A 23,215-nucleotide genomic window follows, 5' to 3' on the forward strand; every position below is an offset into this window, starting at 1 on the left:
AACAGTATGTTCCAGCAAATAATCGCCTTTACAGCTCTCGGAATTGCCCTAGTTTTTTTAATCAAAAAATTCTTTTTTAAAAAGAAAAAATCGGATAAAAATTGTGGTGATGGTACGGATTGTGGTTGTCATTAAAGGAGTATCGTTTTAATACTTTCTTTTAAAGTACAAACTACTTAATGCCAGTAAAATTTTCTTAAAATACTAATAAACACCACTGTAATCAATAAATTTTGATTAAATTTATAGTACAAATCTTGTAGTTAAATGCTTAAAGTCAATTGATTATCTTTTTTTATTCCTAAAAACAATATTTAAGATATTGCAAATAATAGAAGCTGTTTAAAAGTAATTTCAAGACTTCCCGCTTTATATCTACAATAGCAATTGAAATTATAGAACTATTATGAATTTTAAACATTCATAATTTTTAGTGCTTTATCTTATTCGTAAAAAATTATAACTCAAAAAATTACTTCCTTTTGAACTAGTGCTTACTTCTTAGTAAGAGTGTTTTATGCTACTTCTTTTCAAAAAATGAAATAGAAAGGACAAGGAAATAAGCCGTTTTAGTTAAAAGTAAGTTTGTTCCGTTTTCTTGATGAGTCTTTTTATTCAATACTTATTCCAAAAGGAAACAGCGAAGTATTGATGAAATCACTTTTATGATTTTATGTTGCCATTGATTTCAAACAAAAGCGAACCAATACCAACACATTATGAAAAAATTTATTTTAATATTATTTTTTCTGAAGGTTGCTTTTCTTTATTCACAAAAAGAAATTTCAGGCTTTGTCATTGACAATGCTGGTGTCGCTTTGGCTGGAGCTAACATCACGGAAAAAGGAACCAATAATAGTGTCTTTACTGATATTAATGGTGCGTATTCAATTATTGTAAAAGAAGGTGCCACTTTGGTTGTTAGTTATTATGGCTTTTCTAAACAAGAATATGAAGCCAGTGAATCTATATTGAATGCGGTATTATCACAAAATGGGGGGCAAAATAGAGATGAGGTTTTGGTTACAGGAACTAGAACTGTACCAAGGAGTAATACTACAAGTTCACTTCCGATAGATGTTTTATCATCGGAAGATCTTATATCTACAGGCCAATTCACATTGGATAAAGCATTGCAATACAAAATTCCCTCCTTCAATACCGTTCAAACACCTGTAAATGATGCCACTTCCTTATTGGATCCCTATGAAATTAGAAACATGGGTCCTAGTAGAACCTTAATTCTTATCGACGGCAAACGCAAAAACCTAAGTGCTTTACTTTATTTGCAAACCTCACCTGGTCGAGGTGAAACGGCTGCCGATATTTCGGGTATTCCAATTGATGCAATTGAAAGGGTAGAAGTTTTACGTGACGGTTCCTCAGCGCAATATGGTTCTGATGCAATAGCAGGTGTGATCAATGTTATTTTAAAAAAAAGACCAAATAACGGGGCAGTTACAGTACGAACTGGAATAACTAAAAAAGGAGATGGAGAACTATTTGGGGTGAGTTTGAACAACGGTTCTACATCGGGTAACAACGGCTTTGTAAACTATACTATTGATTTTTCAAAAGTAAATTTGGCTAATAGACCTGGAAAAGTAGATGCAGAAGGAGAATTTAATGATTTTATCAAAATAGACCCTAATGAACCGTCCAGCTATATAAACGATGATCATACCCTAAACGGAACAAATATTGATGGAATGACCGAGGATGGGATTAGTGCAGTTTTTCAAGGATACAAAGGCTCACCCGATTATAATGCAAAATTTGCAACTATAAATAAAGGGAATGTTTCAGGGAGAGAAGCAGTTGATTCTTTTTTAAAAAACAATCCTGATGCGAAAAACATAAATGGTTCGCCAGAAACTGTTACAGCTAAATTCTTAATTAATGGTGGGTTTGATTTATCCAGTGAAACACAAGTGTACTACAATGCCCTCTATGTGTTTAAAAAAGTTAATTCATTTGCCAATTATAGAACTCCATATTGGAGATCCATACAAAATCCTTTTGAAAATAATTCTATTCCAAACTGGAGTACCGCATCAACATATCCCACTTATTTGAAAGATTTTTTTGGCAATGAAACGGTAGCTTCTTACAATGGATATCTTCCCACATTTACGGGAGATTTAAATGATTATAATGCCACCTTAGGATATAAGTCCATAAGAAATGGATGGAACACTGATGCAAGTGTTACAATTGGGGGAAACTCACAAACCTACACTGTAGAAGATTCACAAAATAAATCAGTCATAAAAGATCAAAATGGGGTGAGCGTTTATCAAGAAAATAGTCCCATAAATTTTAAACCAGGCGGAGTAGCTTTCCATCATGTAGTAGGGAATTTAGATATTTCAAAAGTTGTTTCCGATAAAATTAGTGTTGCATTTGGTTCAGAAATCCGGACTGAAACTTTTGAAATTACCGAAGGAGACCGAGCGTCTTGGGAGGGAGAAGGAGCCGATTCCTTTTCTGGAAATAGACCTGAAAATTCGGGTAAATGGAACCGTTACAATTTTGGAGGGTACATCGATTTGGCATATGATTTCTCTAAAAACTTTATACTAAATGGAACCGTTCGTTATGAAGATTATAGCGATTTTGGGGGCGCAACGGTTTGGAAAATCAGTTCAAGATATAAATTTCCTAATGATAAAGTTATCATTCGTGGATCCTTTTCTACAGGATTTAGAGCACCAACATTGCATCAAATTTATTCCCAAAAATCACAGTATTCATTTGTAGCAGGACAAGGAATAAAAATTAGTGGATTGATCAATAACATTTCTGCTCAGGCGCGCATTTTAGGAATCCCAAAATTAGATGCAGAAAAATCTAGAAATATGACTATGGGTATAGGGGCAAACCCTTTTAAAAATGTAAATTTCACTATTGATTATTATACAATTACAGTGAATGATCGAATACTTTTGGGAGACAAAGTGGAAACACAGTTTGGAACAGTCTCTTGGTTTGAAAACTCATTTGATTCCAGAACATCTGGATTAGATGCAGTTATGAATTATGGAGATATTCCCATTGGAAATGGGAAATTAGGGATGAATTTATCGGGAAATGTGGTTTTTGAAAACAAAAGAATTTCAGCTGTTACTAGCGATAATTTTAGTCCTACTTTAAGTGCTTTAATGTTTACCTCAAGGCCTAAAACAAAATGGGTTTTGGGTGGGGTTTATAAAATTTCAAAATACGAATTCATTCTTAATAACACCTATTTTGGAAAAACGACATTCAAGCAAGACGGTTTAAATCCAAATTTAAGAACAGAGTTTACCCCAAAAATAGTTACTGACTTAGGCATTAATTATTCCCCTACAAGTCAATTGGTTTTTGCTTTTAATGTCAACAATCTATTTAATGTGTTGCCCCAATGGAAATTTAAAGCCGAAAATGAAGCTGGAGCTGCAATTTTAAAAGATTCGTCACAAGTTAAGTCACAATTTAATTTGATTACTTTCAACGGGCGTTATTCTCAAATGACATATGAAGGATATCATTTCAGCCAATTGGGAACCCAGTTTAGTCTGGCACTTAACTATAGATTTTGATTTCAAAAAGAGCTGGTTTATTAAGGCATAAAAGAACTGTTTTAAAAATAAAAGTATGAAAACTATAAATCAATTGTTTTTTTTGTCATTGACCGTATTGTTGTTGGATGGCAATCTCGTAACCGCCCAAGAGAATGCTGGAGGGAAGGAATATGCTTTAAAAGCAGCTTTTCTGTATCGTTTTATAGATTATGTTAATTGGAAAGATTATTCTAAAAACCAAGCTTTTAAGATCGCTATTTTAGAAGGAAGCCCAATTACAACTTCATTGCTTGCTGTGCCTAAAACTAAAAAAATTGAGATTAACGAATATGGAAATTTGGAGGAAATCGGTTTTTGTAATATTTTATTTGTTCCCTACAATAGCACGATACCAATTGAAACTATTCTTTCTAAATTTTCTGACAAACCAGTATTGATAGTCACTGAGCGAAATGGTTATGGCAAAAAAGGAGCTCAAATGAATTTTGTTATTGTCGATAACAAATTAAAATTTGAGGTAAATCTAAAAGCAATAAATAAAGCGGGAATTGGAATTAGTTCATTCTTATTGCAGCACGCGATTATTGTGCAATAGTACTGAAGCTCCATTTGTCAACTTATGGAATGAAAAAGAGTTTTTAAAATATTAAAATAATATACATATGCTTAATCCACGTAACATATCCATTAAAAACAAACTCGTACTAATGCAAGTATTTACTTCTGCATTTGTACTGATAATTTGTATCACAGCCTTTGTTTTAATCGACATAAAAGGCTTTAAAGACCGTAAGGCAGTAGGTTCGAAAGCCATTGCTCAAGTAGTTGGTTTTAATAGTATTTCTGCACTTGATTTTTTGGACAATTCAGCTGCTAGTAAAATTTTATCTGAATTAAATGTTCAGCATGATATTTTAAATGCGGTAATTTTAGACAAGAAAGGAAAAGTATTTGCCTCTTATGCAAAAGAAGGTACCGATTCAAAATATCAATTTAATGTTTCTAAAGATGTCTCAGATAGATTCGAATTTACTAGTAATGAACTTTTTGTATACAGTAAAATTAAAAAAGACAATGAAGTAATAGGTAGTGTTCTTATTCGTTTTGAACTTTCGGAATTGAATAAAATAAAGATGGATGTTTTGCGTCTGGGAATCGTGCTGCTTATAGTGGGAATTGGGCTTGCATTTTTAATTGCCATTTTTATTAAAAAATACATCTCTAAACCATTGCTGAATTTAGTCACTGTTATTCAACAAATAAAAGAAACAGAAGATTATAAAATTAGAATGGCCGTTGAAGGTAAAGATGAAATTAGTACCCTTTCTATTGGTCTCAATGATATGCTAGAAACCATAGAAAAAAGAAGCAATGAAGTAGCACAATCTAAGGAGCAATTAAATAAACAAAACACACTCTTGCAATCCGTTATACAAAACATGGGAGATGGATTAATAGTTGTTGATGAAAGTAATAAATTCCTGTTGTGGAATACTGCTAGTGAAAAAATTATAGGAATTGGTGCTATTGATATCCCTAAAGAGAAATGGGCTGATACTTATGGTTTCTTTTTGCCTGATTCTAATACTCTTTTTGCTACAAATGAACTTCCGTTAGTTAGAGCGTTAAATGGAGAAGAAGTCGATAATCAGGAAATGTTTATCCAAAATTATAGAAAAACAGCAGGTCTTTTTGTTACCGTAACGGCCAGACCTTTAAAAAACACATCTGGAGAAACGGTTGGAGGAGTTTTAGTTATTCATGATATTACAGAGCGAAAAAATTCGGAAAATCTAATTAAAAAACTCAATGAAGAACTAGAGCAAAAAGTAAGTGAGCGCACTGCGCAATTAGCTGAAGCCATTGAAACCCTTAGAAAAAGTGAAGAGAAATACCGTGAAATTGTTGAAAACACAAGTGACGTGGTACACACTACTGATTACAAAGGTAACTTTACTTACATTAATCCTGCTTGTGAAAAATTAACGGGTTTCAGCCAAAATGAATTGATGGGTACCAATATAATAGATCTTGTTTCGCCAGAATGGAGAGATCGTGTGGCAGAATTTTATTTGAATCAGTTTAAAAATAAAATTGATGAAACATTATTTTCTTTTCCAATTATAACCAAAACCAGAGAACAAAAATGGATTGAACAAACGGTTATGCAATTAAGAGTAGGAAATAGGATAACTGGTCATCGCTCTATAATGAGAGACATAACCGATAGGAAACTTGCAGACCAAAAGCTAAAAGAAAGCGAAGGTCAATTGCAAACCATTTTTAATGAAGCTCCTGATGCTTTGATTGTGATTAATGATGAAGGGGACATTATAAGATGGAATCCGCAAGCCGAAAAAATATTTGATTGGTCAATTCAAGAGGTGTTAGGCAAAAAAATGAGAGATTTAATTGTTCCGGACCAGTATAAAGAAAGTCATATGAAAGGGTTTCAACATTTCCTTGAAACGGCAGAAGGGCCATATATTAATAAAACAGTTGAAATCACGGCGCTTAATAAAAAGAAAGAAGAGTTTGAAATTGAATTAACAGTATCTCAAGCAACTATTTCAGGGAAATATATTTTTATTGGATTTATAAAAGACATTTCTCTCAGTAAAAAACTAGAAAACGAAAAAATTGAAGCCGATAAATTGGTACGTCTTAATGAATTAAAATTGAAATTGATTCTAGAAAATATAGGTGAAGGAATTATTGTAACAGATACTCATAAGAGAATTGTGCTTTCTAATCATATGGCCGAAGAAATTATAGGAATTAAACAAGATTCAGGAATGCCAACGACTCTTGATTGGTCGGCTAAATATGATTTATACTATCCTGATGAGCGTACTATATTTCCAGCTCAAAACCTTCCTTTAGAAAAAGCATTAAAAGGGGAGTCTACAGATGATGTTGAAATAGTAATAGAAGACTCGGAAACACGAGATAAAAAAAGAGTAGTAATTAGTGGCCGACCCATAATTGATGATAACAACTATATTATCGCGGCTGTTGCCAATATAAAAGACATTACATCCTACAAAAACATGGAGGTTGCTCTAGAAGAAAGTGAACAAAAAATTAGAAAATTAATAGGTTTTAAAAGCGATAACAAATAGGATGATTTTCTATTTCAAGTAGCCAATTTTCAAGTAGTAATCCTTAGGGTTGATTTTAATACCTTCTTCAGGGTAAGGAAAAACAGTGATGGTTTGTAGGTTCTGTTTATTGATAGGCAAATAACGTACCAACCAATCTTTGTTTTCTTGAAAATTATTTCCAGAAATAGTTACCGCTTCATCCGTAATAAAATGTTTGTCTTGATAAACTGAAACTAGTAATTTTATTTCTCCTGCCCATATGCAGTTTACGCCTTTGGGACAACGGGAATCCGAAACGATTTGTTTTAAAACGAATTGATAGCCTTTTTTTGGGAGACATTCCTTTTGAGTAATTTTAAAATAACGTAGGTTTTTATTTTGAGCAAAAGCGGTTAAATTAAAAGTCAATAATAACAGCAGTATACATTTTTTCATTTCAAATCTATTGATTAGGTTAGGGTCAAGATTACTAGAAAATGGTTAATTTGTCTTTACAAAAAGGTTACTAGCAATCTTATTTGAAATCGTCAAATTCTTGCCATCTACTTTTATTTTTAGTGATAAATCAAAAGTCTCTTTACTTAAAATTTCAATTTTAGAACCCAAAGCAATTTCTTGCTTGTCCAGATATTTTAAAAACTCAGATGAGGTGTCTTTAACACCAACACACATTCCTTTTTGATTTACCAAAAGTTCTGAAAGTAATTGTTTTTCGATTTTGAATATTTCCCCTTGCGCATTTGGTATCGGATCTCCATGTGGATCTTCGGTGGGGTTGCCTAGAAAATCATCTAGTTTATTGATGAGTTTCTCTGATTTGATGTGTTCTAATTGTTCGGCAATATCATGCACTTCATCCCATGAAAAATCCAATTTATCTACCAAGAAAACTTCCCAAAGGCGGTGCTTTCTCACAATCATTTTGGCAGCTAGTTTACCTGGTTCTGTTAGGGAAACGCCTTGGTATTTTTTATAATTAACCAAGTCTTTTTCAGCCAATTTTTTAAGCATATCCGTAACTGATGAGGCTTTGGTTTCCATCATTTCCGCAATGGCATTAGTACTCACATCAGCATTTGAAACTACGGTAAGATGGTATATGGCTTTTAGGTAATTTTCTTCTGAAAGTGTCATTGTTGTTTTTTTTTTAGCCCCGATAGCAGCGACATCCTTTATCTTTTTTTCTTTAAAAAAGATAAAGATAAAGCGAATAGCGGGAATGAGCTCCTATGAATATTAATTTTTAACGATATATAAAGGAATGGAAATTTTATGTCTCAATTTATCGACTGTAGTTCCAAAAATCAAATCTTTGAATCCTGTGTGTCCATGCGTTCCCATCACCAAAACGTCAAAATTTCCTTTATTAATGATTTCTGGTATCACTTTGTTTGGTTTACCAAAGCCCAACTGAATACTGACTTTGAATCCTTTTTCAGATAGCATTTCTTGATATTCTTTCAATAATTTTTCATCTACCAAAGTTTCGTGATCGTCAATATGTTCTCCATAAATGAGCGCTCCAACGGTTTCAACAACATGAATTAATGTATAGTTGGCCGCAATTCCGCCTAATTCAAAAGCACTATTTAAAGCCACTTCATCGGCACTCGAGAAATCTACTGAAACAGCAATATTCTTTTTATCATATGTTTCTGATTTAGAAAAACGGAGTTTTAAGTTGTGCGGAGAATGATTGTGGAATGCAGTTTTGGATTTGGTAATTAAAGGTTTAAACACAATGAACAGCAACAAAATTAAGAAACTTATTGCTAATGGAACTACTGTTAACCACAATATCATTGGGTTATCTGAAGTTTCAAGCCAGCCACTTATTTCATCCAAAACTAATTTTGCGTTCAGCACCACGATAATTGAGGCTACGATCCATGAGGCAATTTGGGTCCATATTCCAATGTGAAACCCTTTCATTTTTGATTTATCACTCACAAAATGAATTAATGGAATGATGGCAAAACCCAATTGTAAACTCAAGATCACCTGACTAAAAATCAGCAATTTTCCGGTTACACCTTCACCAAAAATAGAAATGACAATAACGGCTGGAACTATCGCAATTAATCGAGTAATAATTCTACGTACCCACGGCTGGATTCTTAAATTCAAATAGCCTTCCATTATGATTTGTCCTGCTAATGTTCCAGTAACTGTGGAGCTTTGTCCAGCAGCGATAAGTGCAACGGCAAATAAAATGGGTGCCCATTTAGTTCCTAAAAGTGGTTGCAAAAAGCGATGCGCATCTTGAATTTCGGCTACTTCATGCATTCCTATTTTGTAAAATGTGGCTGCTGCCAAAATTAAAATGGCGGCGTTGACAAAAAAAGCAAGGTTTAAGGCAATGGTTGAATCGATGAAATTGTATTTTAAGGCTTGCTTGATGCCTTCAGTAGTTCGATCAAATTTTCTGGTTTGTACTAATGAGGAATGTAAATATAAATTATGTGGCATAACTGTCGCCCCAATAATCCCGATAGCAATATATAAAGCCGTTTCATTAGGCATGGAAGGTATTAAACCTAGAAGGACCTTATCCATTTCTGGTTGTGCAAAAATCATTTCGAATATGAACGAAACCCCAATGACCAATACTAAAGCGATAATGAACGCTTCCATTTTTCGGATGCCTTTGTTGATTAGAAATAATAACAAAAAAGTATCTAAAACGGTAATCATTACGCCTTCAATCAGCGGAATGTCGAATAGTAAATTAATACCAATGGCCATTCCTAAAACTTCTGCCAAGTCACAGGCGGCAATAGCAATTTCAGCTAAGAAATAAAGAATGTAGTTAATAAACGGGGAGTATGTTTCGCGTGAAGCCTGTGCTAAATCACGTTGGGTTACAATACCCAGTCGCGCGCTTAAACTTTGCAAAAGCAACGCCATGATGTTACTCATCAATAAAACCCAAAGCAAAGAATAGCCAAATTGACTTCCTCCAGCAAGGTCCGTTGCCCAGTTTCCAGGATCCATATATCCTACGCTTATTAAGTAGGCAGGACCAAAAAAGGCCAATATTTTTCGGAAAACTGATTTCTTATTTTGAGTGGAAACCGATTGGTTTACTTCTTCTAACGACTTACCCATTTTATAACTGTTTGATGCAAATATAATTATGTTTTTTTGTTTTATCAAATATTTATTTTAGTTTTGTCTAAATATTTATTTAAGCTATTAAAAAAATGAAAAAATCACACCTTTCTATTATAGTAATCATTTTGTTATACAATGTTGGATTTGCACAAAATATGCCTTCCATACAAACTGACAGGCCAGATCAAACCGAATGTCCTTTTATTACTCCTTTGGGTTATTTGCAATTAGAAAATGGATTTTCATTTGAAAAAACAAAACAAAATGCAAATGAAATTCAGGCAGCAGCCGTATTAGTTCGTTATGGAATCACACCCAATACGGAGCTGCGAATGATAGTGGAGCACGATCGCAACCAAACAGATTATGCAACTACAACAGGTATAAATCCTATTTTATTGGGTTTTAAAACAAAACTGATTGACGAAAAAGGAATCATTCCCACTACCTCATTTATTGGACATATTACAATTCCAAAATTGGCGTCAAATCCATACAAACAAAAATATTATACTCCTGAATTTCGCTTTACCATGCAACATACCATTAGTGATAAACAAGCATTGAGTTACAACTTGGGTGCCGAATGGAATGGGGAAACGACCGAACCTACTTTTGTTTATACCTTGACAACAGGGTATTCGATTACGGAAAAATTAGGTGGATATGTAGAACTCTATGGTTTTATCCCTCAAATTGAAAAACCAGATCATCGCTTTGACGCTGGTTTCACTTACTTATTCAACCCAAATCATCAATTAGACATTTCAGGTGGACTGGGATTATCTAAAATTTCACCCGATTATTTCTTGTCTTTGGGCTATTCATTCCGATTTAAAATATAACTTTAATTGACTATTTTTGATAAAAATTGGATAGCAACTAAATGAAAAACTACGATTACATTTTTACAGGCTCGGGTTTAGCAGCATTGATGACTGTTTATAAAATGATTCAATCAGGTAATTTTAGGGAAAAATCCATTTTGCTTATCGATGAAAATACCAAGAAAACCAATGATCGCACTTGGTGTTTCTGGCATGAAGGGCAATCAACTTGGGAGCACAGTATCACTAAAAAATGGGATTTGGCTTTATTTGCCAACGAAGCATTTAGTCGGGATTTAGAATTACAGCCGTATCAATACAATAGAGTAAAGGGATTGGATTTTTACAATCAAGTATTTGATTTGATTTCGAAACAAAAAAATATCGACTTCCTTAATGAGAAAGTGACCGATATCAACGAACTCCAAACGCATGTGTACGTTGCTACCGAAACCCACAATTTTACTGGCGAAAAACTGTTCAATAGTATCTATAGAAAGTTTGACGTCGAAAGCCAAACTAAATATCCAGTTTTGCAACAGCATTTTATTGGTTGGTTTATAAAAAGTAAAGAAGCGGCTTTCAATCCAGCGCAAGCGACTTTCATGGATTTTTCGGTAGAACAAAAAGGGAATACACGTTTTATGTATGTTTTGCCTACTTCCACAACCGAAGCGTTGCTGGAATACACCTTGTTTTCGCATGATTTATTAGCCAAAAGCGAGTACGAAGATGAAATTCAAAACTACATTACAAAACTCGGTATCACGGATTATGAAATCATCGAAAAAGAACAAGGTAGCATCCCGATGACCTGCTATCCTTTTTGGAAAAAAAACACCCAACGCGTCCTCAACATTGGAACCGCCGGCGGATGGACTAAAGCCAGTACGGGTTATACCTTCAAGAATTCTGATAAAAAATCGACTGCCTTAATCACTTTTTTACAAAAAGAAAAGGACTTCAGGAAATTCCATAAACAAACTAAATTTTGGTTTTACGATTTGCTTTTATTGGATATTCTGGATCGAAAAAATGAACTGGGAGCGAGTATATTCTCTTCAATGTTTAAAAAGGGGAGTCCCGTTTTGATTTTTAAATTCTTAGACGAAGAAACATCGCTCTATGAAGATATAAAAGTAATTTTAAAATGTCCTAAAATGCCTTTTGTCATGGCTTTAATACGATCTGGCAGGTATTTATTCCAGTAAAATCAAATGGCTATCAAACAATAACAAAACTTTATAAAGCAAATAAGGGAGTTCTTTTTAAACTTCGTAACTTTGCCTATTCAAACATTAATATTTAAAATACAAAGATATGTATCCAGAAGAAATGGTAAAACCAATGCAAGCTGAATTGACAGTAGCAGGTTTTCAAGATTTACATAGCGCAGATGCGGTAGACAATGCGATCAAAGCCGAAGGAACTACACTAGTAGTTGTGAATTCAGTTTGTGGTTGTGCAGCAAGAAACGCACGTCCAGGAGCAAAAATGAGTTTAGAAGGTGCTAAAAAACCAGATCATTTAATCACGGTTTTTGCAGGAGTTGACAAAGAAGCAGTAGATGCAGCAAGACAACACATGTTTCCTTTTCCTCCATCATCACCATGTATGGCGTTGTTCAAAAACGGAGAATTGGTTCACATGTTAGAGCGTCACCACATTGAAGGTCGCCCAGCCGAAATGATTGCTGAGAACTTACAAGATGCTTTTAACGAATATTGCTAGTATTTAACCGCAAAGAACACAAAGTATTGCGCTAAGTTCGCAAAGATTTTAACCGCAGATTCGCAAATTTTAAAATTTGTGAAGTTGCGGTTTTTTATTTGGAGCTAAATCCAGTAGTACACTATATCTTATTTTGGCAGTGTTCACCAGAATAGGATATTGTAGAGCTGGCAAGAGTGAACGGATTAATTAAAATAGCTCTAAAAACCAAATTATCTCAATTAAAATCGTTTTCCTAGTTTAAGACCAGCATAAGGAATTAGAATAGTTCCGTCTTCATTACCAGTGTCTAACCCAGGTCCAATATCTACTCCAAAATTAAAACCTTTCAATCCGTAATAACTAAGTCCGATGGGTAAATAAATAACTATAGCATTACCGTTAAGTAAATAACCATTTCCAAAATCAACATAAGTTGCTGTTAATCCGGTATTAAACATCATTTTTTGCTCTTGGATTTTACTAAAAAAAACTTTGGCTCCAATACCTACACTTGGTAGTCCAACTCCAATTTCTAAACTCACATAGTTCGAGATAATTCGTTCATAAGTCAACCCAATTACAGGGGTTGTTCCTAAAATAGTAAAGGATATAGCATTCTTTTTTAAACCTCCAAAATCGTTTTTGTTTTCCTGAGAAAACACGGTGGCGGAACTTAAAAGTACCAAAATAATAAGGATAAAGTTTTTCATGGTTTTTTGGTTTAGTTAGTTGATATTGGTTTATGGTTTGATATTTAAGCTAATAAACATTTTTATTTTTAGTAAAACTAAAAACACCTACAAATCAATAAAAGAATCAACAGTTTTTACAATTGAAGTCCTCCTCTTCTTACAAATAGACCTCCTACTAAAATGTGCCATTTCCTTTGTCAAAATTGAATAATTGCAATTCAGAACTCATTGTCAATCCAGATTGCTTCACTTGGAGTGGTAACATATTGTAGTGACGAAAAGCGATATAAAATGCCTAAACTTTAATTCTCTGCATCTCTGTAACTCTGCGCTTTGAAACTCTATTTCTCTGCAACTTTGAAACTCTCTAACTTTTCCCTACTTTTGCAAAAATAATTTTTCACACTTAAACCGTTTATAGCATGCAACTGTATAACACTTTAAGCGCAGAAGAAAGAGCCATCATGATTGATGATGCCGGAAAACAAAGACTCACTTTGTCTTTCTATGCTTATGCGCAAATTCAGGATCCAACACAATTCCGTAATGATTTATTCCGCGCTTGGGACCCGCTAGTGGTTCTTGGTCGTATTTATGTGGCCAAAGAAGGAATTAACGCTCAGCTATCGCTTCCGGCAGATAATTTCTATGCATTCAAAGAGACTATAGAAGAATATGATTTTATGAAAGGAATGCGCTTGAATATTGCCGTGGAGCATGACGATCACTCTTTCTTGAAGTTAACAGTAAAAGTACGTGACAAAATTGTTGCTGACGGATTAAACGATGAAACTTTTGATGTTACCAACATTGGAGTGCATTTAAAAGCCAAAGAATTCAATACTATTTTAGACGATCCAAATACAATTGTGGTTGATTTTAGAAATCATTACGAAAGTGAAATTGGTTATTTTAAAGGCGCTATTACACCTGATGTGGATACTTTTAGAGAGTCATTGCCTATCATTAATGAACAATTGCAAGATTTTAAAGAAGATAAAAACCTAGTAATGTACTGCACTGGAGGAATCCGTTGCGAGAAAGCTTCGGCTTATTTTAAACATCAAGGGTTTAAAAATGTATACCAGTTGGAAGGCGGGATAATTAATTATGCCAAACAAATTAAAGAAGAAAATCTAGAGAGTAAATTCATTGGTAAAAACTTTGTATTTGATCATCGCTTAGGCGAAAGAATCACTGACGATATCGTTTCACAATGCCACCAATGTGGAAAACCTTGTGATGTGCATACCAATTGTGTCAATGAAGGGTGTCATTTATTGTTTATTCAATGTGAAGAATGTGCGCAAGCCATGGAGGGTTGTTGTTCCGCCGAATGTGTGGATGTGATTCATTTACCTGAAGAAGAGCAAAAAGCAATTAGAAGAGGAATAAAAAACGGCAATAAGATTTTCAAAAAAGGAAAATCAGATGTGTTGACTTTTAAAAATAGAGAAGCCAATCAAGACCCTTTGGCCGCAGTTCCTAATCTTGCCGATTTGACAAAATCGAAAGCATTGGCTAAAAAAACGCCAAAAATTAAAAAACAATACATTGGGAAAGGAACTCATTTTTATCCAAAACCAAGCATTGGTCAATTCTTGATTGAAGAAAATGAAATAAAAATTGGAGATACAATGCTGATTAAAGGAGAAACTACTGGAGAACAAAAAGTAGTAATATCTGAAATGCTTGTAAATGATAAAGTTGCTGAAAAAGCGGTTGTGGGAGATACATGTACTTTTAAGCTTTCTTTCCGAATTCGTTTGTCAGATAAATTATATAAAATTATAGACTAACCCCTTATTTCTTAAAAATTCATTAAGACCTTTTCCAAATAGATGGAAAAGGTCTTTTTTTTTAATAAAACTTTAATTCTTTGTCAGTTGTAACTTTTGCATCTTACGCTTAAAAAATACTATCTTTACGAATTAATCGTTTTAAGAACATAAGTTGTGTTTATCACAACACTATATATAAAATTATGGCATGTACAAGTTGTTCAACTTCTGATGGTGGTTCACCTAAGGGTTGTAAAAATAATGGGACTTGCGGCACCGATAGCTGCAATAAATTAACTGTTTTCGATTGGCTTTCTAATATGAGTTTACCTAATGGGGAAGCGCCTTTTGACTGTGTTGAAGTTCGTTTTAAGAATGGGCGTAAGGAATTTTACCGCAATACGGAGAAATTAACTTTATCGATGGGAGACATTGTGGCTACGGTCGCTTCTCCAGGTCATGATATCGGAATTGTTACTTTGACGGGAGAGTTGGTTAAAATTCAAATGAAGAAAAAAGGAGCGAATTACAACGGTAATGAAATCCCTAAAATCTATAGAAAAGCATCTCAAAAAGATATTGATATTTGGTCTGCTGCACGCGAACGTGAAGAACCTATGAAAGTTCGAGCACGTGAATTGGCTATAGCCCAAAAACTAGAAATGAAAATATCTGATATTGAATTTCAGGGAGATGGATCTAAGGCTACTTTTTATTATACGGCCAATGATAGAGTCGATTTTAGACTTTTGATTAAAGATTTTGCCAAAGAATTTAGCACTAGAGTAGAGATGAAACAAGTAGGTTTCCGTCAGGAAGCAGCTCGTTTAGGTGGTATTGGATCTTGTGGTAGAGAATTGTGTTGTTCTACTTGGTTGACGGATTTTAGAAGTGTAAATACTTCTGCGGCACGGTACCAACAACTGTCTTTAAACCCACAAAAACTAGCTGGTCAATGCGGAAAATTGAAATGTTGTCTCAACTATGAGTTAGACACTTACATGGATGCGTTGAAAGGGTTTCCTGATTTCGAAACGAAGTTAGTTACTGAAAAAGGAGATGCTATCTGTCAAAAACAAGATATTTTTAAGGGCTTAATGTGGTTTGCTTACACCAATAATTTTGCAAACTGGCACGTATTAAAAATCGAAAAAGTCAAAGAAATCATTGCAGAGAATAAGCTGAAAAACAAAGTTTCATCACTTGAAGATTTTGCTATTGAAATTATTCAAGAAACAGAAAAAGACTTTAATAATGCGATGGGACAAGAGAGTTTAACTCGTTTTGACCAACCTAAGAAAAGCAAAAGACCGAACAAAAAACCGAAGAAAGTAGGTGAAAATGTTATCACTGCGGCTCCTAAAAAAGGTGGGGAAAATGCAATTGTTCCTAATAATAAAAAACCGGTACATAAAAAACAAGGAAATCCAAATCAAAAAACGCCAACTGGAACAGAGCCTGCACCAGCAAGAAAACCAATAATTATTACTAAAAATGAGTCTAAGAAATAGCTTTTTATTGCTTTTGATTACGGCAGTCTTTTTTTCATGTGATAAAAAAAGAGCTTTTGATGAGTATAAATCCGTTGGAAGTGCCTGGCATAAAGACAGTATTATATCTTTTAATTTACCGGAATTAGATTCTACGAAAAGATATGATTTGTTTATAAACTTGAGAGACAATAACAATTATAAATACAACAATCTTTTTTTGATTGTGACCTTAGAAAAACCAAATGGCTACACGAAAGTAGATACTTTAGAGTACCAAATGGCTGATCCCGATGGAACATTACTTGGGGATGGTTTCACGGATATTAAGGAAAGCAAATTGTTTTACAAAGAAAATGTGCGTTTCAGAGGAAAGTACAAAGTCAATATCAAACAGGTGGTACGGGAAACAGGGAAAGTTCCTGGAGTTGAAAGCTTGGAAGGAATAACAGAAGTAGGTTTAAGAATAGAAAAAAAAGAATAGAATAGATATATGGCTGCTAATAAAAACAATAATAAAGGTAATACTGTAGATAAAGATTTCAAGTATTATACTAAAACATTTTGGAGGTTTTTCTTTTACGGAATGGGAGCTGTCGTTCTTTTTTTCTTGTTTGCTTCTTGGGGAATTTTTGGCTCTATGCCGTCCTTTGAAGATCTAGAAAATCCCGATTCTAATTTAGCTACAGAAATAATCTCTTCTGATGGGGTTGTTTTAGGAAAATATTTTCAGAAAAACCGTTCGCAATTAAAATATTCTGATTTACCTAAAAATCTAGTTGATGCTTTGGTTGCAACTGAAGACGAACGTTTTTATGAGCATTCTGGGATTGACGGAAGAGGAACATTAAGAGCCATTGCAAGTCTTGGAACTAGTGGAGGGGCAAGTACCTTGACACAACAACTTGCCAAACAATTATTTCACGGCGAAGGGTCTAAATTTTTGCCGTTTAGAATTGTACAAAAAGTTAAAGAATGGATTATCGCCATCCGATTAGAAAGACAATATACTAAAAACGAGATTCTTGCCATGTATTGCAATGTATACGATTTTGGTAATTATTCCGTTGGGGTGAGTTCTGCTGCACAAACCTATTTCTCAAAAGAACCAAAGAACTTAACGACTGATGAATCAGCAATTTTGGTTGGGATGTTCAAAAATTCAGGATTATACAATCCAGTAAGAAACCCACAAGGGGTAAAAAACCGTAGAAATGTAGTGCTTTCTCAAATGGAAAAAGCGCATATGATAACGGAAGACCAAAAAGTGAAAATGCAAGCAATGCCCATCACTTTACATTTTAAATTAGAAAGCCATAGGGAAGGGACTGCAACTTATTTTAGAGAGTACTTACGTGATTATATGAAAAAATGGGTTGATGAAAATAAAAAACCAGACGGATCTGATTACGATATCTATAAAGACGGTTTAAAAATATATACGACTATTGATTCAAGAATGCAATTGCATGCCGAAGAAGCTGTTGCTGCGCATATGGCCAACTTACAACAAGAGTTTTTTATTCAGGCTAAAACCAATAAAAACGCTCCGTTTGTAAATATTTCTGATGCCGAAACCCAACGTATTTTAAACCAAGCCATGAAGTCGTCTAACAGATGGTCCGTTTTAAAATCATTAGATAAAAGTGACGAGGAAATAATCGCGTCTTTTAAAGTCAAAACAAAAATGACAGTTTTCACCTGGAAAGGAGAAAAAGATACCATCATGACTCCAATAGATTCTATTCGTTATTACAAACATTTTTTACAATCTGGTTTGATGGCAATGGAACCACAAACAGGGAATATAAAAGCGTGGGTTGGAGGAATCAATTACAAGTATTTTCAATACGATCACGTAGGGCAAGGAGCTAGACAAGTAGGTTCAACATTTAAACCTTTTGTTTACGCTACTGCAATCGAGCAATTAAATATGTCTCCTTGTGATTCTATCATCGATGCACCTTTTACAATCCCAGTAGGACGTCATCATGTTACTGCAGCTTGGACGCCTAGAAACTCTGATAATAAATACAGAGGAATGATTACTTTGAAAAAAGCATTAGCCAATTCGGTTAATACTATTTCGGCGAAACTAATGGATAAAGTAGGGCCAGAAGCTGTAGTTAAATTGACACATAAATTAGGTATAAAATCCGAAATTCCTTTGCAACCTTCTATAGCCTTAGGAGCTGTAGATATTACAGTGGAAGACATGGTAGCTGCTTACAGTACATTTGCTAATCAAGGAGTGTATACTAAACCGCAGTTTTTAACACGAATCGAAGATAAAAGTGGAGTTATTATTTATGAGCCCATCCCAGAATCGCACGATGTGTTAAATAAAGACATCGCTTTTGCTATTATTAAATTACTAGAAGGAGTTACCGAAGGGGGATCTGGAAACAGATTAAGAACCGAAGGTGGTGGTTATGGTTACAATAGAATCACAGGATATCCTTATAAATTTACAAACCCTATTGCCGGTAAAACGGGTACCACACAAAACCAATCCGATGGTTGGTTTATGGGAATGGTTCCTAATTTAGTAACGGGTGTTTGGGTAGGTTGCGAAGATCGTTCTGCACGTTTTAAAAGCATTACGTATGGTCAAGGTGCCACTGCAGCTTTACCAGTTTGGGCCTATTTCATGAAATTGTGTTATGCCGATTCGGAACTCAAAGTATCCAAAGAAGAATTTGAAAGACCCGCAAACCTGTCTATAAAAGTAGATTGTTATTCGGCTCCAAAAGTAAAAGATTCTACAGCTGTTCAAAACACAGATGAATTTGAATTTTAAATTTTTTAGAAGCCATTTCCAGCTCTACGCTTTATCTTTGTGGCTGAACACCAGCCACAAAGGATGCCGCTTTGATCTGGGCTAGAGATTATACTATTAATTACATCATTAGAACCAAAATATATGATTAATAAAAAAGTAAATACAGTTCAAGACGCACTGAAAGGAGTGCAAGATGGAATGACCATTATGCTAGGTGGTTTTGGCTTGTGTGGAATTCCGGAAAATTCAATTGCCGAGCTTGTTATAAAAGAAACCAAAGAACTTACCTGCATTTCTAATAATGCTGGGGTTGATGATTTTGGACTTGGATTGCTTTTGCAAAAGCGCCAAATCAAGAAAATGATTTCTTCTTATGTAGGAGAAAATGCCGAATTTGAGCGCCAAATGCTCTCTGGAGAATTGGACGTAGAGTTGACTCCTCAAGGAACTTTAGCCGAAAAATGCCGTGCAGCACAAGCGGGTATTCCTGCCTTTTTTACCCCTGCAGGATACGGAACTGAAGTAGCCGAAGGGAAAGAAGTGCGTGAATTTAATGGAAAAATGCACATTATGGAATTAGCCTACAAAGCTGATTTTGCCATCGTAAAAGCATGGAAAGGAGACGAAGCAGGGAATTTAATTTTTAAAGGAACCGCTCGTAACTTTAATGCCTGTATGGCTGGTGGTGCAAAAATTACTGTTGCCGAAGTAGAAGAACTTTTACCAGTGGGTTCATTAGACCCAAATGAAATTCATATTCCAGGAATCATGGTGCAACGCATCTTTCAAGGTGAAAAATTCGAAAAAAGAATTGAACAGAGAACTGTTAGACAAAAATAATAGATTCTGTAATCCCAAAATTTATGGTGATTACTTTTATATAAAACACTTAATTATCCTTAATTCCTTAATGGTTTAAATATAAAGTATATGTTAGGAAAAGAAGAAATCGCAAAACGAATAGCCAAAGAAGTAAAAGACGGCTATTACGTAAACTTAGGAATCGGAATTCCTACATTGGTTGCTAACTATGTTCGTAATGATATTGCTGTTGAATTTCAAAGTGAAAACGGCGTTCTAGGCATGGGCCCTTTTCCTTTTGAAGGAGAAGAAGATGCTGATATAATTAATGCAGGAAAACAAACCATAACGACTTTACCTGGAGCTTCTTTCTTTGATTCCGCTTTGAGTTTTGGAATGATTCGTTCGCAAAAAGTAGATTTAACCATTCTTGGTGCAATGGAAGTAGCTGAAAATGGGGATATTGCCAACTGGAAAATCCCAGGCAAAATGGTAAAAGGAATGGGTGGCGCAATGGATTTAGTCGCTTCGGCAGAGAATATTATTGTGGCGATGATGCACGTAAATAAAAAAGGAGAATCTAAAATTCTTAAAAAATGTAGCTTACCCCTAACTGGTGTAGGTTGTGTAAAAAAAGTAGTTACTGAATTAGCCGTGCTTGAAATAACCCCAAAAGGATTTAAATTACTAGAACATGCTCCAGGTGTAACGGTAGAGTACATTGTCGCTTCCACAGAGGCGCAATTAATAATTGAAGGTGATATTCCTGAAATGGTGATTGATTGATGCTTTATTAAACAGCAAAACAAAATAATATAGGTAGAAAATATACTTATAAAAATAGGCTGCCCTTTTTGAGGACAGCCTATTTTTATTTATTGCTATTGTTGTGGTCTATTGTAAGTAATAAATGTAACCCACATTAAGCCATACTAACCAGTCATTAGCTTTGTTTTCTTTATAAATAGCAGGGTTTGGATTTAAACCATCTACCCAGTTAGAAAAATAATATTGAAATCGTAAGTCAATCATTAAATCACGTAAAGGAGTTAATTTATATCGTGTTCCTACACTTGAAACTACTGACCAAACTGTACCTCCTTCATTTGAAAACCCATAGGGACGATTGTCAGTAGGAGTTAAGTATTTAGGGAAAGTAGTTAATGGTGTGCCTAAAGGACCTAATGTGGAAGAGGCTGTGGCATTGTAATAACTGAATTGCCCACCAAGACTTATAAATGGACCTAGACTACCTATTCTAGAAGTGAAATCTCGAATGCTAAAAGGGAAATATTCCAGTTGCATACCAATATTTGTAACAGCTGTACTTCCTCTCATTGCTCTCAATTGATCAGCACCAAGTGAAGTTCTGTCAGGGCTTACCCATTCTCCAAAATGTTTTAACTCGGTTTTGTTGTATGACAATTCACTTCTAAGTTTAAAGTGATCATTAAAATAAGTTTCAGGAGTATAACAGTTACAAGATGCCTTGTATGAAAAGTTAATATAATGAATGATTCCTATCCCTAAACCTGTATTTCCAGCATTTGTAGTTAAATTATAACGTTCTCCATAGTCAGATTGAAAAGCTACTGGACCAGCTATAATTCCTACTTCATGCGAAAAGCCAAATTGAGCATTTGAGCTGTTTGAAAAGCCAAATAAAATCAATAGAGTTAAGGTTATTTGTTTAAGCATTTTTTAGTTAAAATTTCAAGTCTTGACAAATATATAAAAAACATCATTGAACCTTTGAAATTAAAATTAAAAATAAGTAATTAAATTCCTAAAATGGCTAAGAAAAAAGCAACGTTTTCGTTTAAACTACAACTTCAAAAGCTGAATTCTTCAAGAATGATTAATAAAAAGATAAATCGATAAAACATACTTAATAATTAATTTGAAATAGTCGCATTAAATGTATATTTGTACACTCTAACGAAAACGTTTTCTTAAACGTTAATAATCTAATAATCATGTCACAAAGTATTTCTACTTTTATTGAAGAGGTTACTAAAAAAAACCCAAACGAACCGGAATTCTTGCAAGCAGTTTTGGAAGTTGCTGAAACTGTGATTCCTTTTATCGAAGAAAATAAAAAATACCAAAACAAAATGCTTTTGGAAAGAATGGTCGAATCTGATCGTATCATTATGTTTCGTGTAGCTTGGATTGATGATAAAGGCGCTACTCAAGTAAATAGAGGATACCGTATTCAAATGAATTCAGCTATCGGACCGTATAAAGGTGGACTGCGTTTTCACCCTTCAGTGAATTTAAGTATTTTAAAATTTTTAGCTTTCGAACAAACATTTAAAAATAGCTTAACTACTTTGCCAATGGGTGGAGGAAAAGGTGGGGCTGATTTTGATCCAAAAGGAAAATCAGATAATGAAGTAATGCGTTTTTGTCAAAGCTTCATGACGGAATTATCTAAACATATTGGTGCTAACACGGATGTTCCTGCGGGAGATATTGGAGTTGGAGGAAGAGAAGTAGGTTATTTATTTGGTCAATATAAAAGACTAAGAAATGAATTTACGGGTGTTTTAACTGGAAAAGGAATTTCTTTTGGAGGTTCTTTAATTAGACCTGAAGCAACTGGATACGGAGCAGTTTATTTTGCTCAAAGTATGTTAGAAACTAAAGGAAATAGTTTTGCAGGTAAAACAGTTGTTGTTTCTGGTTCTGGAAACGTGGCGCAATATGCTACTGAAAAAGCCACTCAATTAGGTGGTAAAGTGGTGACTATGTCAGATTCTGCTGGATATATTTACGATGCTGATGGTATCGATGCACAGAAATTGGCCTATGTAATGGAGATTAAAAATGAATTAAGAGGTAGAATTAGTGACTATGTTGCTAAATATCCAAAAGCTAAATATTTCGCAGGGAAACGCCCATGGGAAGTAAAATGTGATATTGCTTTGCCATGTGCTACTCAAAATGAGTTAAACGAAGACGAAGCAAAAACACTTGTTGCAAACGGATGTCTTTGTGTAGCTGAAGGGGCTAATATGCCAACAACACCAGAAGCAGTTCACGTAATCCAAAAAGCTAAATTATTATTTGCTCCTGGAAAAGCATCTAATGCTGGTGGAGTAGCTACTTCAGGTTTAGAAATGTCTCAAAATTCATTGAGATTAAGTTGGACTTCTGAAGAAGTAGATGAGAAACTAAAAGGGATTATGTTAAATATTCATGCTTCATGCGTTAAGTATGGTTCTGATGGTAATGGATATGTTGACTATGTAAAAGGAGCAAACATTGCTGGATTTGTAAAAGTAGCCGATGCTATGCTAGCTCAAGGGGTAGTTTAATCTTTTTCAAATAATAGATTAAAGCCTT

Annotated in this window: 19 protein-coding genes; 14 read left to right on the forward strand and 5 right to left on the reverse strand. The window is 34.3% G+C overall.

The window, feature by feature from the left end; translation table 11 throughout:
• The first annotated feature begins 6 nt into the window (after nucleotides 1-6).
• The 4 genes from AB3G36_RS04485 to AB3G36_RS04500 all read left to right on the forward strand — a co-directional run bounded on the left by AB3G36_RS04485 (nucleotide 7) and on the right by AB3G36_RS04500 (nucleotide 6,685).
• Nucleotides 7-135, forward strand: coding sequence for a FeoB-associated Cys-rich membrane protein (locus tag AB3G36_RS04485; RefSeq protein WP_367756422.1), 129 nt, complete (start codon nucleotides 7-9; stop codon nucleotides 133-135).
• A gap of 584 nt (nucleotides 136-719) precedes the next feature.
• Entirely contained in the window at nucleotides 720-3,581 is a 2,862-nt protein-coding gene (locus AB3G36_RS04490) for a TonB-dependent receptor (RefSeq protein WP_367756424.1), read from the forward strand.
• A gap of 55 nt (nucleotides 3,582-3,636) precedes the next feature.
• Nucleotides 3,637-4,158, forward strand: a complete 522-nt coding sequence (locus tag AB3G36_RS04495) for a YfiR family protein (RefSeq protein ID WP_367756426.1) — start codon at nucleotides 3,637-3,639, stop codon at nucleotides 4,156-4,158.
• 112 nt (nucleotides 4,159-4,270) lie between these two features.
• Nucleotides 4,271-6,685 carry a PAS domain S-box protein gene (locus AB3G36_RS04500; RefSeq protein WP_367756428.1) on the forward strand — a complete coding sequence of 805 codons (2,415 nt, stop codon included), beginning with the start codon at nucleotides 4,271-4,273 and terminating at the stop codon, nucleotides 6,683-6,685.
• A gap of 9 nt (nucleotides 6,686-6,694) precedes the next feature.
• Here the strand turns inward: AB3G36_RS04500 and AB3G36_RS04505 are convergent, their stop codons facing one another.
• The 3 genes from AB3G36_RS04505 to AB3G36_RS04515 form a co-directional block, all read right to left on the reverse strand.
• Complete coding sequence (locus AB3G36_RS04505) at nucleotides 6,695-7,102, reverse strand: hypothetical protein (protein WP_367756430.1); 408 nt, start codon at nucleotides 7,100-7,102, stop codon at nucleotides 6,695-6,697.
• Between the two features lie 45 nt (nucleotides 7,103-7,147).
• Nucleotides 7,148-7,801 carry a metal-dependent transcriptional regulator gene (locus AB3G36_RS04510; RefSeq protein ID WP_367756432.1) on the reverse strand — a complete coding sequence of 218 codons (654 nt, stop codon included), beginning with the start codon at nucleotides 7,799-7,801 and terminating at the stop codon, nucleotides 7,148-7,150.
• A 102-nt stretch (nucleotides 7,802-7,903) separates the two neighbouring features.
• A complete protein-coding gene (locus AB3G36_RS04515) occupies nucleotides 7,904-9,775 on the reverse strand; it encodes an Nramp family divalent metal transporter (protein WP_367756434.1) in 1,872 nt (623 codons plus the stop codon).
• A gap of 95 nt (nucleotides 9,776-9,870) precedes the next feature.
• Between AB3G36_RS04515 and AB3G36_RS04520 the strand changes: the two genes are divergently transcribed.
• The 3 genes from AB3G36_RS04520 (at nucleotide 9,871) to AB3G36_RS04530 (ending at nucleotide 12,339) form a co-directional block, all read left to right on the forward strand.
• Nucleotides 9,871-10,626, forward strand: a complete 756-nt coding sequence (locus AB3G36_RS04520) for a transporter (protein ID WP_367756436.1) — start codon at nucleotides 9,871-9,873, stop codon at nucleotides 10,624-10,626.
• Between the two features lie 41 nt (nucleotides 10,627-10,667).
• A complete protein-coding gene (locus AB3G36_RS04525) occupies nucleotides 10,668-11,819 on the forward strand; it encodes a lycopene cyclase family protein (protein ID WP_367756438.1) in 1,152 nt (383 codons plus the stop codon).
• Between the two features lie 109 nt (nucleotides 11,820-11,928).
• The gene (locus AB3G36_RS04530; RefSeq protein WP_367756440.1) at nucleotides 11,929-12,339 is read left to right on the forward strand and encodes a BrxA/BrxB family bacilliredoxin; all 411 of its coding nucleotides are present in this window, start codon (nucleotides 11,929-11,931) and stop codon (nucleotides 12,337-12,339) included.
• Between the two features lie 221 nt (nucleotides 12,340-12,560).
• On the opposite strand, the gene AB3G36_RS04535 is transcribed toward AB3G36_RS04530, so the two are convergent.
• Complete coding sequence (locus AB3G36_RS04535) at nucleotides 12,561-13,031, reverse strand: hypothetical protein (protein WP_367756442.1); 471 nt, start codon at nucleotides 13,029-13,031, stop codon at nucleotides 12,561-12,563.
• Nucleotides 13,032-13,435: 404 nt separating this feature from the next.
• On the opposite strand from AB3G36_RS04535, the gene AB3G36_RS04540 reads away from it, so the two are divergent.
• The 6 genes from AB3G36_RS04540 (at nucleotide 13,436) to AB3G36_RS04565 (ending at nucleotide 20,653) form a co-directional block, all read left to right on the forward strand.
• A complete protein-coding gene (locus tag AB3G36_RS04540; RefSeq protein ID WP_367756444.1) occupies nucleotides 13,436-14,812 on the forward strand; it encodes a rhodanese-related sulfurtransferase in 1,377 nt (458 codons plus the stop codon).
• Between the two features lie 185 nt (nucleotides 14,813-14,997).
• Complete coding sequence (locus AB3G36_RS04545; protein ID WP_367756446.1) at nucleotides 14,998-16,305, forward strand: stage 0 sporulation family protein; 1,308 nt, start codon at nucleotides 14,998-15,000, stop codon at nucleotides 16,303-16,305.
• Nucleotides 16,289-16,768: a gliding motility lipoprotein GldH gene (locus AB3G36_RS04550; protein WP_367756448.1), complete on the forward strand. Its 480-nt coding sequence runs from the start codon at nucleotides 16,289-16,291 to the stop codon at nucleotides 16,766-16,768. Before AB3G36_RS04545 ends, AB3G36_RS04550 begins: the two co-directional genes overlap by 17 nt.
• 9 nt (nucleotides 16,769-16,777) lie before the next feature.
• Nucleotides 16,778-19,084, forward strand: coding sequence for a penicillin-binding protein 1A (locus AB3G36_RS04555; RefSeq protein WP_367756449.1), 2,307 nt, complete (start codon nucleotides 16,778-16,780; stop codon nucleotides 19,082-19,084).
• 123 nt (nucleotides 19,085-19,207) lie between these two features.
• Nucleotides 19,208-19,906 (forward strand): CoA transferase subunit A, encoded by a 699-nt coding sequence (locus tag AB3G36_RS04560; RefSeq protein ID WP_367756450.1) that lies wholly within the window; start codon nucleotides 19,208-19,210, stop codon nucleotides 19,904-19,906.
• A gap of 90 nt (nucleotides 19,907-19,996) precedes the next feature.
• Nucleotides 19,997-20,653 carry a 3-oxoacid CoA-transferase subunit B gene (locus tag AB3G36_RS04565; protein ID WP_367756451.1) on the forward strand — a complete coding sequence of 219 codons (657 nt, stop codon included), beginning with the start codon at nucleotides 19,997-19,999 and terminating at the stop codon, nucleotides 20,651-20,653.
• Nucleotides 20,654-20,761: 108 nt separating this feature from the next.
• On the opposite strand, the gene AB3G36_RS04570 is transcribed toward AB3G36_RS04565, so the two are convergent.
• On the reverse strand, nucleotides 20,762-21,565 hold the full coding sequence (locus tag AB3G36_RS04570) for a glutamate dehydrogenase (RefSeq protein WP_367756453.1): 804 nt from the start codon (nucleotides 21,563-21,565) through the stop codon (nucleotides 20,762-20,764).
• Between the two features lie 278 nt (nucleotides 21,566-21,843).
• On the opposite strand from AB3G36_RS04570, the gene gdhA reads away from it, so the two are divergent.
• Nucleotides 21,844-23,187 (forward strand): NADP-specific glutamate dehydrogenase, encoded by a 1,344-nt coding sequence (gene gdhA, locus AB3G36_RS04575; protein WP_367756455.1) that lies wholly within the window; start codon nucleotides 21,844-21,846, stop codon nucleotides 23,185-23,187.
• Nucleotides 23,188-23,215: the final 28 nt, after the last annotated feature.

The organism is Flavobacterium sp. WC2430, assembly GCF_040822075.1.
In the GTDB taxonomy this organism is placed as follows: Bacteria; Bacteroidota; Bacteroidia; order Flavobacteriales; family Flavobacteriaceae; genus Flavobacterium.

Coding starts and splice junctions, on each gene's coding strand:
- AB3G36_RS04490 (WP_367756424.1), top strand. CDS start 720: ATGAAAAAATTTATTTTAATATTATTTTTTCTGAAGGTTGCTTTTCTT.
- AB3G36_RS04505 (WP_367756430.1), bottom strand. CDS start 7,102: ATGAAAAAATGTATACTGCTGTTATTATTGACTTTTAATTTAACCGCT.
- AB3G36_RS04560 (WP_367756450.1), top strand. CDS start 19,208: ATGATTAATAAAAAAGTAAATACAGTTCAAGACGCACTGAAAGGAGTG.
- AB3G36_RS04545 (WP_367756446.1), top strand. CDS start 14,998: ATGGCATGTACAAGTTGTTCAACTTCTGATGGTGGTTCACCTAAGGGT.
- AB3G36_RS04555 (WP_367756449.1), top strand. CDS start 16,778: ATGGCTGCTAATAAAAACAATAATAAAGGTAATACTGTAGATAAAGAT.
- AB3G36_RS04525 (WP_367756438.1), top strand. CDS start 10,668: ATGAAAAACTACGATTACATTTTTACAGGCTCGGGTTTAGCAGCATTG.
- AB3G36_RS04565 (WP_367756451.1), top strand. CDS start 19,997: ATGTTAGGAAAAGAAGAAATCGCAAAACGAATAGCCAAAGAAGTAAAA.
- AB3G36_RS04515 (WP_367756434.1), bottom strand. CDS start 9,775: ATGGGTAAGTCGTTAGAAGAAGTAAACCAATCGGTTTCCACTCAAAAT.
- AB3G36_RS04520 (WP_367756436.1), top strand. CDS start 9,871: ATGAAAAAATCACACCTTTCTATTATAGTAATCATTTTGTTATACAAT.
- AB3G36_RS04485 (WP_367756422.1), top strand. CDS start 7: ATGTTCCAGCAAATAATCGCCTTTACAGCTCTCGGAATTGCCCTAGTT.
- AB3G36_RS04570 (WP_367756453.1), bottom strand. CDS start 21,565: ATGCTTAAACAAATAACCTTAACTCTATTGATTTTATTTGGCTTTTCA.
- AB3G36_RS04510 (WP_367756432.1), bottom strand. CDS start 7,801: ATGACACTTTCAGAAGAAAATTACCTAAAAGCCATATACCATCTTACC.
- AB3G36_RS04500 (WP_367756428.1), top strand. CDS start 4,271: ATGCAAGTATTTACTTCTGCATTTGTACTGATAATTTGTATCACAGCC.
- AB3G36_RS04535 (WP_367756442.1), bottom strand. CDS start 13,031: ATGAAAAACTTTATCCTTATTATTTTGGTACTTTTAAGTTCCGCCACC.
- AB3G36_RS04495 (WP_367756426.1), top strand. CDS start 3,637: ATGAAAACTATAAATCAATTGTTTTTTTTGTCATTGACCGTATTGTTG.
- gdhA (WP_367756455.1), top strand. CDS start 21,844: ATGTCACAAAGTATTTCTACTTTTATTGAAGAGGTTACTAAAAAAAAC.
- AB3G36_RS04540 (WP_367756444.1), top strand. CDS start 13,436: ATGCAACTGTATAACACTTTAAGCGCAGAAGAAAGAGCCATCATGATT.
- AB3G36_RS04530 (WP_367756440.1), top strand. CDS start 11,929: ATGTATCCAGAAGAAATGGTAAAACCAATGCAAGCTGAATTGACAGTA.
- AB3G36_RS04550 (WP_367756448.1), top strand. CDS start 16,289: ATGAGTCTAAGAAATAGCTTTTTATTGCTTTTGATTACGGCAGTCTTT.